Here is a 14862-nt window from a genome sequence, read left to right as displayed (position 1 = left end):
GTCCTATCCCGCGCCCCACGATTTCAGGATAGAGAAAAATGCCCCGTTCAATCACATCAGGCCCATCCCAGCGCATGCTTCGCGTAGGCGAGCAGGTGCGCCATGCTCTGTCGGAAACCTTGCAGCGCGGCGAGATCCTCGATCCGCTGATCGAGAACACGGTGGTTTCGGTCTCGGAAGTGCGCATGTCGCCCGATCTCAAGATCGCCACCGCCTTCGTTTCGCCGCTCGGCGCCAAGGATGCCGGGGCGGTGATCGAGGCGCTCAACAAGCATGCGAAGTTCGTGCGCGGCCGCGTCTCCGGCGCGCTGCGCCAGATGAAGTACATGCCGGAATTCCGCTTCCGGCTCGACACCAGCTACGACAATTTTCAGAAGATAAACGAGTTGCTGCACTCGCCCGAAGTGGCGCGCGATCTCAGCGCCGACGACAAAGACAAAGACGACCGGAAGGACAGCGAATAGTGGCGCGTCGCGGCAAGAAGAAGGGCCGGCCGATCTCGGGCTGGCTGGTACTGGACAAGCCGGTCGGCATGGGCTCGACTGAAGCCGTCTCCAAGATCAAATGGCTGTTCCAGGCGGAAAAGGCCGGCCATGCCGGCACGCTCGACCCGCTGGCGTCCGGCATGCTGCCGATCGCGCTCGGCGAAGCGACCAAGACCGTGCCATACGTCCAGGACGGCGCCAAGGTCTACCGCTTCACGGTTGCCTGGGGCGAGGAGCGTTCGACCGACGACCTCGAAGGCCTGGCGACCAAAAGCTCGGACCGCCGTCCGGCGGAAGCCGACGTACGGGCGCTGCTTTCGAAATATACCGGCGTCATCATGCAGACGCCGCCGCAATTTTCGGCGATCAAGATCGCCGGCGAGCGCGCCTACGACCTTGCCCGCGATGGCGAGACGATCGACATTCCGGCACGCGAGGTCGAGATCGGCCGGCTCGATCTGGTCGAGCACATGGCCGATCGCACCATCTTCGAGGTCGAATGCGGCAAGGGCACCTATGTCCGCTCGCTGGCGCGCGACATGGGCCGCGACCTTGGCTGCTTCGGTCACATCGCCGAGCTGCGGCGGGTCGAGGTCGAGCCGTTCACGCAGGAAGATTTCGTTACCCTGGCCGAGCTGGAAGCCGCCCGCTTCGGCGAGCAGGGCGAGCCGCAAGAAGCAGACGCCCCGATCGACTTCGGTGCCATCGATGCACTTCTGGTCGACACCGCCGCCGCGCTCGAATGCCTGCCGCAGGTCGCGATCAGCGACGATGCGGCAACCAAAATCCGCCTCGGCAATCCGGTCATCATTCGCGGCCGTGACGCGCCGGTAGAAGCGGAGGAGGCCTGCGCCACCGCGCGCGGCAAGCTGGTCGCCATCGGCGCCATCGAGCAAGGCATGTTCAAGCCAAAGCGGGTCTTTATCGGGTAACAGCTGTCTCTCGGCGCATGATCTCCAACCGGATTCTATTTTGGGAAAGGATCATGCGCTAAATCAACAGGGCGACGGCGTCGTTTGCCGTCCGAAGGGATGCGCGGCACCGACGCTGCATTCGAGGGGGCACATGGCAAAGGCTGAGACGGGCAGGAAGCGGGCGGTGCTCAACACACGGCGGCCGCCCGTCGGGGCTTCGCCCGGCACGCTGATCGCCGACCCGGCGGCACGCCGTTCCGAGCTCAGGCTGACATTGATCTCGCCCGAAAAGTTCAAGACCATCGACAATGCCAGCATCGACGACGTCAACACCCATTGCCACAATTGGCCGGTTATCTGGCTCGATTGCACAGGCCTCGCCAACATCCAGCTGATCGAGGAGATCGGCCGGATCTTCAACCTGCATCCGTTGGCGCTGGAAGATGTCGTCAACACCGGCCAGCGGCCGAAGGTGGATTTCTTCGAGGACCATGCCTTTGTCGTCGTCAGGATGATCGACGATGTCACCGCGCATCGCTACGAACAGATCGCCGTCTTCTTCGGCAGGAACTTCGTCGTCACCTTCCAGGAACGCGAAGGCGACCCGTTCGATCCCGTGCGCAAGCGGATCGCAAGCTCGGTGCCCAACCGCTTGCGCTCGCGCGGCGCCGACTATCTCGCCTATGCTTTGATCGACGCCATCGTCGACAGCTATTTCCCGCCGATCGAGGCTGCCGGCGAATTGGTCGACAGCATTGAGGACCAGATGCTGAACCAGGCGCACAAGCATCAGATGCGGCAGCTTCACGAATTGCGGCGCGATGCCAATGTGCTGAAGGGCGTGCTTTGGCCGATGCGCGACGCGGTGGCGACCATGATCCGCAACGACGTCTCTTATGTGAAGGCCGAAACCAAGATATTTCTGAACGACACGCTCGATCATTCGCTGCGATTGATCGAACTGGTCGAAACCCAGCGCGACATGCTGACCGGCCTGATCGAGATGCACTTGTCGCTCAGCCAGGCGCGCACCAACGACGTCATCAGCTATCTGACGATCGTCTCGGTGATCTTCATGCCGCTTACCTTTCTCGTCGGCGTATGGGGCATGAATTTCGACCCCGACACCTCGCCCTGGAACATGCCGGAGCTGAAAGCCTATTACGGCTATCCCCTGTCGCTCGTCTTCATGGCGCTTGTTGCGGTCGGGCTCTATGCGTACTTCAAATGGAAGAAATGGCTCTGACTAGGCGGAAGTGCCCGTTTATGCAGCAAAAAGCCGGCTTGTGAATTAGGCTGGCCTTTTTGTCGGAATTGCACTATATGCGCCGCAGCCTCGCGCTTTGACGCGTTGCTTGCACCGGCCCCTGCTGGACGACATCCCGGCTGAGGGCGTCCCGTTTCCTCAAACAGACAAGGAAAAACACGATGTCGATTACTGCCGAACGCAAGAAGGAATTGATGGGCGAATTCGCAACCGCCAAGGGCGATACCGGGTCTCCGGAAGTCCAGGTGGCCATCCTTTCGGAGCGCATCAAGAACCTGACCGATCATTTCAAGGACCACAAGAAGGATAACCATTCCCGCCGTGGTCTGCTCGCTCTCGTTTCCCAGCGCCGCAGCCTGCTTGATTATCTCAAGCGCAAGGACGACGCGCGCTATCAGACGCTGATCGAGAAGCTCGGTCTGCGCCGTTGACGAATTGACCGGCGGGTTCTTTCGAGAGCCCGCCGGTCGCGCATTGGAGCATCGGATCATCCAAGGCTCCAATGAAGAAAGCAGAGCGCCGCGCACCGGTTTGGACGCGCAAAGGACGCTCTGAAGTTTAGATTTGCGCAGGATACTTTCCGAAAACCTGGTTTTCGGGTTCACGCGCAAGGCCAGTCGGATCGATTGGCCAACCCGGTTTCGAAACAGCAGAGGGCCACTCGAAACCGCCCATGGACGGTCATGGGGCAGGATTGCAGGACGCTCGTGCGGCACCGCGCCGAATAGCCGAGCTTCCCGTTGTCTTGCCCGTGGCTGCCCGAGAAAGGAAGCCAAGGGAAAGGGCATCCGCGCACGCTGAAACGGCGCGGCCCTTTCCGCATACGAAGGACAAGACATGTTCAATTACCACAAAGTGGAAATCGAATGGGGCGGCCGTCCGCTCATTCTCGAAACCGGCAAGATCGCGCGTCAGGCTGATGGCGCGGTGCTGGCCACCTACGGCGAAACCAAGGTTCTCGCCACCGTCGTCTCGATGAAAGAGCCGAAACCCGGCCTCGATTTCTTCCCGCTGACGGTCAACTACCAGGAGAAGACTTACGCCGCCGGCAAGATCCCGGGTGGCTATTTCAAGCGTGAAGGCCGTCCGAGCGAGAAGGAAACGCTGGTTTCCCGCCTGATCGACCGCCCGATCCGCCCGCTCTTCGCCGAAGGCTACAAGAACGACACCCAGATCGTCGTCACCGTCGTCCAGCACGATCTCGAAAATGACCCGGACATCCTGTCGATCGTCGCCACCTCCGCCGCCCTGACCTTGTCCGGCGTGCCGTTCATGGGCCCGGTTGGCGGCGCCCGCGTCGGCTACATCAACGGCGAATATGTGCTCAACCCGCATGTCGACGAGATGCAGGAATCGAAGCTCGACCTGGTCGTCGCCGGCACCGCCGACGCCGTGCTGATGGTCGAGTCCGAAGCCAAGGAACTCGGCGAGGACCTTATGCTTGGCGCCGTCATGTTCGGCCACAGGGGCTTCCAGCCGGTGATCGACGCGATCATCAAGCTGGCTGAAGTCGCGGCCAAGGACCCGCGCGACTTCACCGCGCCGGACTATTCCGCACTTGAAGCCGAGATGCTCAAGATCGTCGAAGGCGAGCTTCGCGACGCCTACAAGATCACCGACAAGCAGAAGCGCTATGCCGCCGTCGACGCCGTCAAGGCGAAGGTCAAGGCCGCGTTCGCGCCGGCAGAAGGCGAAGAGGCCAAATACACGTCCGAACAGATCGGCACCGTGTTCAAGGAGCTCCAGGCCAAGGTCGTGCGCTGGAACATTCTCGACACCGGCTCGCGCATCGACGGCCGCGACCTGAAGACGGTCCGCAAGATCGTCTCGGAAGTCGGCGTCCTGCCGCGCACGCACGGCTCGGCGCTGTTCACTCGCGGCGAGACCCAGGCACTGGTTGTCGCCACGCTCGGCACCGGCGAGGACGAGCAGTATGTCGATTCGTTGACCGGCATGTACAAGGAGAAGTTCCTCCTGCACTACAACTTCCCTCCCTATTCGGTCGGTGAAACCGGCCGCATGGGTTCGCCGGGCCGCCGCGAAATCGGCCATGGCAAGCTCGCCTGGCGCGCCATCCGGCCGATGCTTCCGACCGCCGACCAGTTCCCCTATACGTTGCGCGTCGTTTCGGAGATCACCGAGTCCAACGGCTCGTCGTCAATGGCTACCGTCTGCGGCACCTCGCTGGCTCTGATGGATGCCGGCGTGCCGCTTGCCAAGCCGGTCGCCGGCATTGCGATGGGCCTGATCAAGGAAGGCGAGCGCTTCGCCGTGCTCTCCGACATCCTTGGCGACGAGGACCACCTCGGCGACATGGACTTCAAGGTTGCCGGCACCGCCTACGGCATCACCTCGCTGCAGATGGACATCAAGATCGAGGGCATCACCGAGGAGATCATGAAGATCGCCCTCGACCAGGCCAAGGATGGCCGTCAGCACATTCTCGGCGAAATGGCCCACGCGCTGTCCGGCGCACGTGCCGAGCTCGGCGAGTTCGCGCCGCGCATCGAGGTCATGCACATCCCGACCGACAAGATCCGCGACGTGATCGGCTCGGGCGGCAAGGTCATCCGCGAGATCGTCGAAAAGACCGGCGCCAAGATCAACATCGAGGACGACGGCACCGTCAAGATCGCCTCGGCCAATGCCAAGGAGATCGAGGCGGCGAAGAAGTGGATACACACCATCGTCGCCGAGCCGGAAGTCGGTGAAATCTACGAAGGCACGGTCGTCAAGACCGCCGACTTCGGCGCTTTCGTCAATTTCTTCGGTCCGCGTGACGGCCTCGTCCACATCTCGCAACTCGCCAATGACCGCGTTGCCAAGACCTCCGATGTGGTCAAGGAAGGCGACAAGGTCTGGGTCAAGCTGATGGGCTTCGACGAGCGCGGCAAGGTCCGCCTGTCGATGAAGGTCGTCGACCAGGCCACCGGCAAGGAAATCCTGCGCGACAAGAAGAGCGAAGGCGAAGAAAACGCCGCCTAAGCTGATCTAACTATGCAATCGAAGCGGGCGCGCCGGAAGGTCGCGCCCGTTTGCGTTTCAACAACAGCCTTGCAGTTCAAGAGTGGTGAATGTCCGCCGAGCCGCTGAAAACGCTTTTCCATCAGTTCGAGGCCGGTGCTGTTTCCCTGCCACGAAAGGATGAACGCATACTCTTTCTCGGTGCCGAGCCCGGCTTTCGCTTGCCGGAAGGGTTTGATGCCAAGCTTCATCTTGTCCAAGGCTTCAGGCCGCACTTTCGCGCCTTGCAGGCGTCCGGCTTCGCGGTCACGCCGCAGGTCGAAGGCGAGGCTTTCGACGCGGCATTTGTGCTCGCTGGCCGCCATCGCGGCCAAAACGAGTTGCGCGTTGCCGAAGCGGTCGAACGCGCAGCACCAGGCGGGTTGATCGTCGTCGCCGGCAGCAAGGACGATGGAATCGCCAGCCTGCGCAAGCATGTCGGCGCCCTTGTGCCGCTCGAAGGCCACCTGCCGAAGCATCACGGCATTGCCTTCTGGTTTCGCCGGCCGGCCGATACCGTTGCCGCGGCAACGCTTCGCGCCGCCAATCCGGACTTGGTGGTCGAGGACCGCTTCCGCACGGCCCCAGGCATGTTTTCCTTCGACAAGATCGATGCCGGATCGAAGCTGCTGGTCGAAAATCTGCCCAACGATCTGCGTGGCAGCGTTGCGGATTTCTGTGCCGGTTGGGGCTATGTCGCCGCCGAAGTCGCCGCCCGCTCACCCGGCATATCGGCGCTTGACCTTTACGAAGCGGATTTCGAGGCGCTGGAGGCGGCCAAGGCCAATGTCGGCAACACAGGCGTGGAGCCACGTTTCTTCTGGATAGATCTTTTGAGAGAACCGGTCGAGCGCCGCTACGACGTGGTCGTCATGAACCCGCCCTTTCACCGCAGCCGGGCGACTGAGCCGGAAATCGGTGCCGGCATGATCCGCGCGGCAGGCAAGGCGCTGAAGCCCGGCGGCCGGCTGTTCATGGTGGCAAACCGTCAGCTTCCCTACGAACCGGTGCTGGCGGCCGCCTTCTCCAGCCATGCGGAGCTCGCCCGCGACGGCATGTTCAAGGTCTTATCGGCGCGACGCTGAAATCCTGCGGGGCAAGCCGGCGATACGTCGCTCGCGCTATTCCCGCCCGCCGTCGGTCTGCTTCAATTCGTCAAGCGTCGGCATGGAAACGATGTGATAGCCGGAATCGACATAGTGGATTTCGCCGGTGACGCCGGAGGACAGGTCGGACAGCAAATAGAGCGCGGAGCCGCCGACTTCGTCGATCGTCACTGTACGGCGTAGCGGCGCGTTGCGCTGCTGGTAGGAGAACATGTGGCGTGCGTCGGAAATCCCGGCGCCCGCAAGCGTCCGTACCGGTCCCGCCGATATGCCGTTCACCCTGATGCCGCGCGGGCCGTAGTCGTTGGCGAGATAGCGGACGCTGGCCTCCAGCCCCGCCTTGGCGACACCCATAACGTTGTAGTTCGGCATGACACGGACCGAACCGGCATAGGTCAGCGTGATCATCGAACCGCTATCCTTCATCAATGTGGCGGCGTGACGGGCGATCTCGGTGAAGGAGTAGCAGGAGATCACCATGGTGCGGATGAAGTTGTCGCGGCTCGTGTCGGCGTAGAGGCCTTTCAGCTCGTTCTTGTCGGAAAAGCCGATGGCATGGACGACGAAATCCAGCCCGCCCCACGCCTTCCCCAAAGTCTCGAAAGTCGCGGCGACCGACACGCTGTCCTCGACGTCGCAAGGCACCACCAGGGATGCGCCCAATTTCTCGGCGAGCGGCTTGACCCGGCGCCCGAAGGCCTCGCCCTGATAGGTGAAGGCGAGGTCCGCGCCATGTTCGGACAGTTTGCGGGCGATACCCCAGGCGATCGAATGATCGTTGGCAACACCCATGACAAGCCCGCGCTTGCCCTTCATCAATCCGTCCATGGTCGGCAAATCCTTATGCGGAATAGCGCTGGAAAATCAGCGTTGCGTTGGTGCCACCGAAACCGAACGAATTGGACAAAACGGTGTCGATCCTTGCATCGTCGATGCGCTTGCGCACGATCGGCATGCCCTCGAATTCCGGATCGAGGTTCTCAATGTGGGCACTCTCGCCGATGAAGCCGCCTTGCATCATCAGGATCGAGTAGATCGATTCCTGCACGCCGGCGGCGCCCAGAGAATGGCCGGTTAGCGATTTGGTCGACGTGATGAAAGGCATCTTCTCGCCGAACACCTCGCGGATGGCGCCCATTTCCTTGGAGTCGCCGACAGGCGTCGAGGTGCCGTGCGTATTGATGTAGTCGACCGGCGAGGACACCGTTGCGAGCGCCTGCTTCATGCAGCGCGCCGCGCCTTCGCCCGACGGCGCCACCATGTCGTAGCCGTCCGATGTCGCGCCATAGCCGACGATCTCGGCATAGATCTTGGCGCCGCGTGCCTTGGCATGCTCGAGCTCTTCAAGAATCAGCACGCCGGCGCCGCCGGCAATGACGAAACCGTCGCGATCGACGTCGTAGGCGCGTGAGGCGACCGATGCCCTGTCGTTGAACTTGGACGACATGGCGCCCATGGCATCGAAGAGATCCGACATCGTCCAGTCGAGATCCTCATGGCCGCCGGCGAAGACGATGTCCTGCTTGCCCCACTGGATCAGCTCGTAGCCATTGCCGATGCAATGCGCAGACGTCGAGCAGGCTGATGAGATCGAATAGTTGACGCCGTGGATCTTGAACCAGGTGGCAAGCGTCGCCGACGCGGTCGACGACATCGCTTTTGGCACCGCGAACGGTCCGATCCGCTTGGGGCTGCCGTTTTTGATAGTGGTCTCGGCCGCCTCGACGATTGCACGGGTCGACGGTCCGCCGGAGCCCATCACGATGCCGGTGCGCTCGTTGGTGATGTCGGCCTCGTCGAGGCCGGCGTCTGCGATCGCCTGGTCCATTGCGACATGGTTCCAGGCAGCACCCTGCGACAGGAAGCGCATGGCGCGACGGTCGATCATGCCCGATGGGTCCAGCGTCGGCGCACCCCACACCCGGCAACGGAAGCCATGCTCGGCGAAAGAGTCGGAGAAGCTGATGCCGGACCTGGCATCGTGCAGCGAGGTCTGCACCTCGTTGGCATTGTTGCCTATCGACGACACGATGCCGAGACCTGTGACTACGACCCGTCTCATTCGCAACTCCTTCCAGCGCGGACCCCGAACCTGAAATCAATTTCCGGAATGGAACCATGCGCAAAATTAAAAGTGCTACAGCGTTCATCAGACGTCCAAGACGTCGTACTGTAGGGTCTTCGTTCAGACGGCGGCCGATTGCTTGGACAGACCGACCTTCAGATCCGTTGCCGCGTATATGGGCTCGCCATCTGCCTTCAGCCAGCCATCGGCGATGCCAAGCACAAGCCGACCGCGCATCACTCGCTTGAAGTCGACGCCATACTCCACCTTCTTGACCGAAGGCGTGACCATGCCTTTGAACCTCACCTCACCGGTCGACAGCGCCATCCCCTTGCCGGGTTCACCGAGCCATCCGAGATAGAACCCCGTCAACTGCCACATGGCGTCCAGGCCTAGGCATCCTGGCATGATCGGATTACCGATGAAATGGCAGGCGAAAAACCACAAATCCGGCTTGATATCGAATTCCGCGCGGATGAAACCCTTGTCGAATGCACCGCCGGTCTCGCTGATCTCGGTGATGCGGTCGAACATCAGCATCGGCGGATAGGGCAGCTGCGCATTTCCCGGTCCGAACAGCTCGCCGCGGGCGCAGGCAAGCAATTCCTCGTAACCGTAGCTGGATTTCGAACCCGCCATCAATCTCGTCCCCGTGATCGTCCCGGGCGATAGGCGCCCTTGTCGGTGGTTTCCTAACACAATCTGTTTCAGGCCGGAAACCGGCGCTTGCGCTTAACCTGCCCGTCTGCCCGGGTCAATGCGCGCTATTGATCGCATTCGGTCGACAGAATATATGTCAGGACACGTCCGGTTTCGGCAGATGCTCAATTTCTGCCATTTTGGACCTGTCTGAGGCGGAATTGTGAGCGCGACGGATACATGGATCTGGGTTGCCGGAAGGATAATGTCGCTGTGGACAAGCGGGTTCGCGAGGCCGGTCTGAGGCCGACACGCCAGCGCATCGCGCTGGCAGATCTGCTTTTCGCCAAGGGCGACCGCCATCTTTCGGCCGAGGAACTGCACGAGGAGGCGCTTGCCGCCGGCGTGCCGGTGTCTCTGGCCACCGTCTACAATGCTCTGCACCAGTTTACCCAGGCCGGTCTTCTCCGCATCCTTGCCGTCGAGGGATCGAAGACTTATTTCGACACCAACACCTCCGATCACCATCATTTCTATATCGAGGGCGAAAACAGGATCTTCGATATCGACAGCGGCCCGGTGACGGTTTCCAACCTGCCGGAACCGCCGGAGGGCATGGAGATCGCCAATGTCGATATCGTGGTGAGACTGCGTCCGAAACGCTGCGACTGACCGGCGCCTTATGAAATTCCTGGATTTGACGCTCCGGCTCGAATGGGTCGCCGTCGCGGTGGCGGCTCTTGTCTTCTATGCAATCGCCGGTGTTTCCTGGTGGCTGTTTGCCGTGCTCATTCTGGCGCCCGACCTGTCGATGCTGGGTTACATGGCCGGGCCGCGCGTCGGGGCTGTCGCCTACAACGCCTTGCACATACTGATCTTGCCCGTTCTGCTGGCGCTTGTCGGCAGCGTCTTTGACAACGCAATGGCGATAGCTGTCGCGCTGATCTGGATCGCCCACATCGCCATCGACCGCGCTCTGGGCTATGGTTTGAAGCTGTCAAGCAGTTTCCAGGATACCCATCTCGGCCGCATCGGCCGCTAAACCATCCCCGAACCGAAGATCAGCGAAACAAATGCCGGATCCGGTGCTTGCAGCGCTGGCCCGACCTCCGGTTCGGAAAAGTCAGTTCTTGACCTTTTCGCCGGGATAGGCACCCCAGACCAGCGACTGCGCGAGCCAGCCGGTATGGCCGTCGAAGGTCATTTCGCACCACTGGCCATCGCAGGACTTGATCGTGCCCATCACCCCCGGTTCGAGGATCGCGATGACGCCTGCATCTTTTGCCGGGTCGTCAAGGAGGTTGACGCGAGCGTCCTTGCCGCGCTGCCAGGGGGCGACGATCGCCGTGCGACGGCCCGAAAGCAGCGACTGATTGATCCAGCCTTCCGAGCCGTCGGCATCACGCACACGGCGCCACGTATCGAACTCCTGGATGATCTCCATCGGCAGGCCTGGCTTCATATACATCCAGTCGACGGAATAATTGACGCCCGGCCCAACGCGCGAGTTGACGCGGCCGGATTTCAGGCTGACGAAGCGCGGCAGCGGCAAGCCGCTTGGTCCGAGCGTGACGCTCTGGGCGGGTGCGGCGGCACTTTGCGCCATCACCAGTGGGCTATGGATGAGAGCGCCGAGGAATGCTGCACTGAGGGTCAGGCGGAGCGACGCGAAACCAGACACTTTCGTTCCTTTCGGCGCCCGCCCATCGGCCTTCGCGCCCATTTTTCTTTGTCTTCGGCGGAACCGCTTGTTACATGGATGACCGGTACCGCGATCGGCTCTCAGTTTCGCCGTTCTTGGTTAAAGAGGTCTCAACGAGATCGGGTTCGAGGAAACAATGGCAGGCAAAAAGAAGCCCCTCGTCGTCATCACGCGCAAGTTGCCCGACCTAGTCGAGACCCGCATGCGCGAGTTGTTCGACGCCCGCTTGAATGTGGAGGACAGGCCGATGACGCAGCCGGAACTGGTGGCGGCGGTCAAGGAGGCCGACGTGCTGGTGCCGACTGTGACCGACAATATCGACGCGGCGCTGATTGCCCAGGCCGGCGACAACCTCAAGCTGATCGCCAACTTCGGCAATGGCGTCGACAAGATCGACGTTGCGGCAGCGGCCAAGAAAGGCATCACCGTCACCAACACGCCGAACGTGCTGACCGAAGATACGGCCGACATGACCATGGCGCTGCTGCTGGCCGTACCGCGACGGCTGGCCGAAGGCGCCAACGTGCTGACCGGCGACAAGAAATGGGCGGGATGGTCGCCGACCTGGATGCTCGGCCGTCGCATCTGGGGCAAACGGCTCGGCATTGTCGGCATGGGTCGGATCGGCACTGCCGTCGCCAGGCGCGCCAAGGCGTTTGGCCTCTCGATCCACTACCACAACCGCCACCGCGTGCTGCCGGCAATCGAGGACGAGTTGGAAGCCACGTATTGGGAAAGCCTCGACCAGATGCTTGCCCGTATGGACATTATCTCGGTCAATTGCCCATCGACACCGGCAACTTTCCATCTGCTTTCGGCACGGCGGCTGGCGCTTCTGCAACCGTCCGCTTACATAGTCAACACCGCGCGCGGAGATATCATCGATGAGGAATCGCTGATCAAGCTCATCCATGACGGCAAGATCGCCGGCGCCGGCCTCGACGTCTACGAGCACGAGCCGGCGCTGAACAGCAAGCTGCTGAAGCTTGCCCACAAAGGCAAGGTCGTGCTGTTGCCGCATATGGGTTCGGCGACGCTCGAAGGCCGTATCGACATGGGCGAGAAGGTGATCATCAATATCCGCGCCTTCTTCGATGGTCATCGCCCGCCCGACCGCGTGCTGCCGTTGAGGGCGTGACCTGCCGTCACGCCGGCACGGTCTTGCCGCGGCAACCGCGCGTTCGTCGTTGGATAGCTTTGGCTTACGAAAACGCCTTGCGCATGGTGATTGAGGTCGGCCGGTCGTAGCCCTTGTGCGCTGTCCGTTCGGTTTCACGAAAACCGAGGCGGGCAAAGGCTGCGTGATTTCCGGTCAGCTCGATCCGGGTCTGGAGCTCGATGGCGGTCCTGTTGTGGCTGCGGGCAAGATCTTCGACGGCCTGCATCAGCTGTTTTCCAATGCCTTGTCCCTGAAGAACCGGCTCGACCGCGAGCTTTCCAACATAGAGCTCGTCTGCGCGCTTCAGGATGAAGACGCAACCGACGATCTCGTTTTCCTTCAGCGCCAGGAATGCTGTCTCCTCCAGCGCTCTAGCCCTGAGATTTTCAACGGTGAGCCGATGCGCCGAGGACGGCGGGTCAATAACCCCGTCCATAAAGGCGAAGGCCCGCATGACCAGCGCCAGCACCTCGTCCCAACAGTCGAAATCGGCCGCAAGCTGCACGATGGAAACGTCGGCAGGCAGGCTCACGGGCTGGTTCGCTTGTAGCGGATCGTGTCGAAGCGTGCCGCCAGCGCATCGTAGAGCAGCAGTCGTCCGACCAGCGGCTCGCCAATCCCGGTGATCAGCTTGATCGCTTCCATGGCTTGCAGCGTGCCGATGACCCCGGTCAGCGCGCCGACAATGCCGGCCACCGCGCAGGATGGCACCAGTCCCGGCGGCGGCGCCTCGGGAAAGAGATCGCGGTAGCTTGGGTTCAACTTGCCGTCCGGGCCGGTTTCGAATGGCTTCAGTACGGTGACCGAGCCGTCGAAGCGGCCAACGGCGGCATGCACGAGCGGCCGGCTTTCCGCGGCGCAGGCGTCGGCCACCGCGTAGCGTGTCTCGAAATTGTCGGAGCCGTCAACGACGATGTCATAACGGGCAATGAGGGTAGGGGCGTTGTCCAGGGTCAGCCTGAAATTGTGCTCTTCCACGACGACGTTTGGATTGATGCGGATGATCGCCGCTCTGGCGCTGTCGGTTTTCGCCACCCCGACATCGCCCGTGGCGTGGATCACTTGTCGTTGCAGGTTGGAAAGCGAAACGATGTCGTCGTCGACGATACCGAGAGTGCCAATCCCTGCGGCGGCGAGATATTCGAGCACCGGCGCTCCCAATCCGCCGGCGCCAATGACGAGCACCCGCGCCCGCTTCAGCCGCTGCTGGCCCGCGCCGCCGATCTCGGGCAGCACGATGTGGCGGGCGTAGCGTTCGAGCTCTTCATCGGTGAGGGCGGCTGTGATCATCGCCGGACCATATAACGGAGGAAAAAACTTGTCAGGCGTCAATGCATGCAGCTCAGAAATGCGCCATGGACGAAATTCAAATGGTCGGCCTGACCGTGCCGTGATCGACGGTCAGGAATTGCGCGCGTCCCTTGAGGCTGTCAAACAACGCGGCATCGGTCCCGGTCATGAAGGCCTGGCAGTTTAGTTCCTCCAGGATCGAGAACAAGGCCGCCCGTCGACCGCCGTCGAGATGGGCGGCGATCTCGTCGAGCAGCAGGATCGGTGTCATGCCCGACATCTCGCCGGTTAGCCGCGCATGCGACAAGACAATGCCGACCAGCAGCGCCTTCTGCTCGCCGGTCGAACAGAGCTCGGCCGGCATCGCCTTGGGCCGGTGGCGCACCACGAGGTCGGAACGGTGCGGGCCGTCGAGCGTGCGTCCGGCGGTGCGGTCGCGGTCGCGCCCCTGGGCAAGCGCACGACGGAACCGTTCCTCTACGTCGACGGCCGGCAAAATACCGAGTTCGCCTTCCAGTTCGCCAGAGATGCCGATGTCGGCTTGCGGAAACGGTCCGTCGCCGGGCAGCCGGTCGATCATGGCGGCGAGCAGGCGCACCAGTTCGGCACGCGCCGCGGCAATTGCCACGCCGGTCTCGGCCATTTGCATCTCGATCGCATCGAACCAGGCACCGTCGCGTGAACCGTCGGCGAGCAGTCTGTTGCGGCCGCGCATTGCCTTTTCGTAGTCAAGCGCGCGCTGGCCGTGGCCAGGATCGATCGCCAGCACCAGCCGGTCTAGGAAGCGCCGGCGGTCGGCAGCCGGCCCGGGGAACAGGCCGTCCATGGCCGGTGTCAGCCAGACCACGCGCAGCCATTCCAGCATGTCTTCGGCTGAGCGTGCCGTCGCGCCGTTGATCCGCACCCGCCGGCCGGCTTCGCCGTCGCTGCCCGATATTCCGGTACCGATCTCGACCTGGCCTTCCGGCCCGTCAAGCCGGGCATGCAGCGCAAAGCCACCGTCGCCGCCTTCGCGCGCCACCTCGGAATAGGGTGCGCGGCGCAGGCCGCGGCCCGGCGTGAGCAGCGAGATCGCTTCAAGCAGATTGGTCTTGCCGGCGCCATTGTCGCCGGAGAAAACCACAGCACCGGGATCAAGGTCGATTGCCAACGCCGCATAGTTGCGGAAATTCGTAAGTGTGAGCTTACTTATGTACGTCTGCTGCGGTTTTGCAGATCTGGTCACGACAGCA

The 14862-nt window shown here is 62.2% G+C and carries 16 protein-coding genes; 9 read left to right on the top strand and 7 right to left on the bottom strand.

Annotated elements, in window-relative coordinates; translation table 11 throughout:
* Window positions 1-38 precede the first annotated feature (38 nt).
* The 6 genes from rbfA to NKJ28_RS12435 all read left to right on the top strand — a co-directional run bounded on the left by rbfA (window position 39) and on the right by NKJ28_RS12435 (window position 6754).
* The gene (rbfA, locus tag NKJ28_RS12460; protein ID WP_023676904.1) at window positions 39-464 is read left to right on the top strand and encodes a 30S ribosome-binding factor RbfA; all 426 of its coding nucleotides are present in this window, start codon (window positions 39-41) and stop codon (window positions 462-464) included.
* Window positions 464-1417: a tRNA pseudouridine(55) synthase TruB gene (gene truB / locus NKJ28_RS12455; RefSeq protein WP_352635763.1), complete on the top strand. Its 954-nt coding sequence runs from the start codon at window positions 464-466 to the stop codon at window positions 1415-1417. The genes rbfA and truB overlap by 1 nt, the downstream gene beginning before the upstream one ends.
* A gap of 133 nt (window positions 1418-1550) precedes the next feature.
* Window positions 1551-2645, top strand: a complete 1095-nt coding sequence (gene corA, locus NKJ28_RS12450; protein WP_352635761.1) for a magnesium/cobalt transporter CorA — start codon at window positions 1551-1553, stop codon at window positions 2643-2645.
* Between the two features lie 140 nt (window positions 2646-2785).
* A complete protein-coding gene (gene rpsO, locus NKJ28_RS12445) occupies window positions 2786-3097 on the top strand; it encodes a 30S ribosomal protein S15 (RefSeq protein ID WP_280940423.1) in 312 nt (103 codons plus the stop codon).
* Between the two features lie 406 nt (window positions 3098-3503).
* Window positions 3504-5651 carry a polyribonucleotide nucleotidyltransferase gene (gene pnp / locus NKJ28_RS12440; protein ID WP_352635759.1) on the top strand — a complete coding sequence of 716 codons (2148 nt, stop codon included), beginning with the start codon at window positions 3504-3506 and terminating at the stop codon, window positions 5649-5651.
* 89 nt (window positions 5652-5740) lie between these two features.
* Window positions 5741-6754, top strand: coding sequence for a class I SAM-dependent methyltransferase (locus NKJ28_RS12435; RefSeq protein WP_352635757.1), 1014 nt, complete (start codon window positions 5741-5743; stop codon window positions 6752-6754).
* A gap of 36 nt (window positions 6755-6790) precedes the next feature.
* Here NKJ28_RS12435 and fabI read toward each other — a convergent pair whose 3' ends face one another.
* The 3 genes from fabI to fabA form a co-directional block, all read right to left on the bottom strand.
* Entirely contained in the window at window positions 6791-7603 is an 813-nt protein-coding gene (gene fabI / locus NKJ28_RS12430) for an enoyl-ACP reductase FabI (RefSeq protein WP_352635755.1), read from the bottom strand.
* A gap of 13 nt (window positions 7604-7616) precedes the next feature.
* Entirely contained in the window at window positions 7617-8837 is a 1221-nt protein-coding gene (fabB, locus tag NKJ28_RS12425; protein ID WP_023676911.1) for a beta-ketoacyl-ACP synthase I, read from the bottom strand.
* 123 nt (window positions 8838-8960) lie between these two features.
* Window positions 8961-9479, bottom strand: coding sequence for a 3-hydroxyacyl-[acyl-carrier-protein] dehydratase FabA (gene fabA / locus NKJ28_RS12420; RefSeq protein ID WP_023676912.1), 519 nt, complete (start codon window positions 9477-9479; stop codon window positions 8961-8963).
* A 240-nt stretch (window positions 9480-9719) separates the two neighbouring features.
* Between fabA and irrA the strand changes: the two genes are divergently transcribed.
* Window positions 9720-10151, top strand: a complete 432-nt coding sequence (irrA, locus tag NKJ28_RS12415; RefSeq protein WP_023676913.1) for an iron response transcriptional regulator IrrA — start codon at window positions 9720-9722, stop codon at window positions 10149-10151.
* A 10-nt stretch (window positions 10152-10161) separates the two neighbouring features.
* Window positions 10162-10521, top strand: coding sequence for a DUF4260 domain-containing protein (locus tag NKJ28_RS12410; RefSeq protein ID WP_023676914.1), 360 nt, complete (start codon window positions 10162-10164; stop codon window positions 10519-10521).
* An 81-nt stretch (window positions 10522-10602) separates the two neighbouring features.
* Here NKJ28_RS12410 and NKJ28_RS12405 read toward each other — a convergent pair whose 3' ends face one another.
* On the bottom strand, window positions 10603-11160 hold the full coding sequence (locus NKJ28_RS12405; RefSeq protein ID WP_023676915.1) for an SH3 domain-containing protein: 558 nt from the start codon (window positions 11158-11160) through the stop codon (window positions 10603-10605).
* A 157-nt stretch (window positions 11161-11317) separates the two neighbouring features.
* On the opposite strand from NKJ28_RS12405, the gene NKJ28_RS12400 reads away from it, so the two are divergent.
* Window positions 11318-12319, top strand: coding sequence for a 2-hydroxyacid dehydrogenase (locus NKJ28_RS12400; RefSeq protein ID WP_352589090.1), 1002 nt, complete (start codon window positions 11318-11320; stop codon window positions 12317-12319).
* Between the two features lie 64 nt (window positions 12320-12383).
* Here the strand turns inward: NKJ28_RS12400 and NKJ28_RS12395 are convergent, their stop codons facing one another.
* From NKJ28_RS12395 to recF, 3 genes are all read right to left on the bottom strand, one after another.
* Window positions 12384-12872 (bottom strand): GNAT family N-acetyltransferase, encoded by a 489-nt coding sequence (locus tag NKJ28_RS12395; protein WP_352589093.1) that lies wholly within the window; start codon window positions 12870-12872, stop codon window positions 12384-12386.
* Window positions 12869-13630 carry a molybdopterin-synthase adenylyltransferase MoeB gene (locus NKJ28_RS12390; protein WP_352635752.1) on the bottom strand — a complete coding sequence of 254 codons (762 nt, stop codon included), beginning with the start codon at window positions 13628-13630 and terminating at the stop codon, window positions 12869-12871. The genes NKJ28_RS12395 and NKJ28_RS12390 overlap by 4 nt, the downstream gene beginning before the upstream one ends.
* Window positions 13631-13706: 76 nt before the next feature.
* Window positions 13707-14855: a DNA replication/repair protein RecF gene (gene recF / locus NKJ28_RS12385; RefSeq protein ID WP_352576939.1), complete on the bottom strand. Its 1149-nt coding sequence runs from the start codon at window positions 14853-14855 to the stop codon at window positions 13707-13709.
* Window positions 14856-14862 lie beyond the last annotated feature (7 nt).

The sequence above is a fragment of the Mesorhizobium sp. M0145 genome, from assembly GCF_040322355.1.
Lineage (GTDB): Bacteria > Pseudomonadota > Alphaproteobacteria > Rhizobiales > Rhizobiaceae > Mesorhizobium.
The sequence above is the reverse complement of the archived record's forward strand: the minus strand, read 5'-3'. Positions and strand labels throughout refer to the sequence as shown.

What these genes read in the sequence shown, in the direction of transcription:
- rbfA (WP_023676904.1), top strand. Translation starts at nt 39, where the DNA reads ATGCCCCGTTCAATCACATCAGGCCCATCCCAGCGCATGCTTCGCGTA.
- corA (WP_352635761.1), top strand. Translation starts at nt 1,551, where the DNA reads ATGGCAAAGGCTGAGACGGGCAGGAAGCGGGCGGTGCTCAACACACGG.
- pnp (WP_352635759.1), top strand. Translation starts at nt 3,504, where the DNA reads ATGTTCAATTACCACAAAGTGGAAATCGAATGGGGCGGCCGTCCGCTC.
- NKJ28_RS12435 (WP_352635757.1), top strand. Translation starts at nt 5,741, where the DNA reads ATGTCCGCCGAGCCGCTGAAAACGCTTTTCCATCAGTTCGAGGCCGGT.
- fabI (WP_352635755.1), bottom strand. Translation starts at nt 7,603, where the DNA reads ATGGACGGATTGATGAAGGGCAAGCGCGGGCTTGTCATGGGTGTTGCC.
- fabB (WP_023676911.1), bottom strand. Translation starts at nt 8,837, where the DNA reads ATGAGACGGGTCGTAGTCACAGGTCTCGGCATCGTGTCGTCGATAGGC.
- fabA (WP_023676912.1), bottom strand. Translation starts at nt 9,479, where the DNA reads ATGGCGGGTTCGAAATCCAGCTACGGTTACGAGGAATTGCTTGCCTGC.
- irrA (WP_023676913.1), top strand. Translation starts at nt 9,720, where the DNA reads ATGGATCTGGGTTGCCGGAAGGATAATGTCGCTGTGGACAAGCGGGTT.
- NKJ28_RS12410 (WP_023676914.1), top strand. Translation starts at nt 10,162, where the DNA reads ATGAAATTCCTGGATTTGACGCTCCGGCTCGAATGGGTCGCCGTCGCG.
- NKJ28_RS12400 (WP_352589090.1), top strand. Translation starts at nt 11,318, where the DNA reads ATGGCAGGCAAAAAGAAGCCCCTCGTCGTCATCACGCGCAAGTTGCCC.
- NKJ28_RS12390 (WP_352635752.1), bottom strand. Translation starts at nt 13,630, where the DNA reads ATGATCACAGCCGCCCTCACCGATGAAGAGCTCGAACGCTACGCCCGC.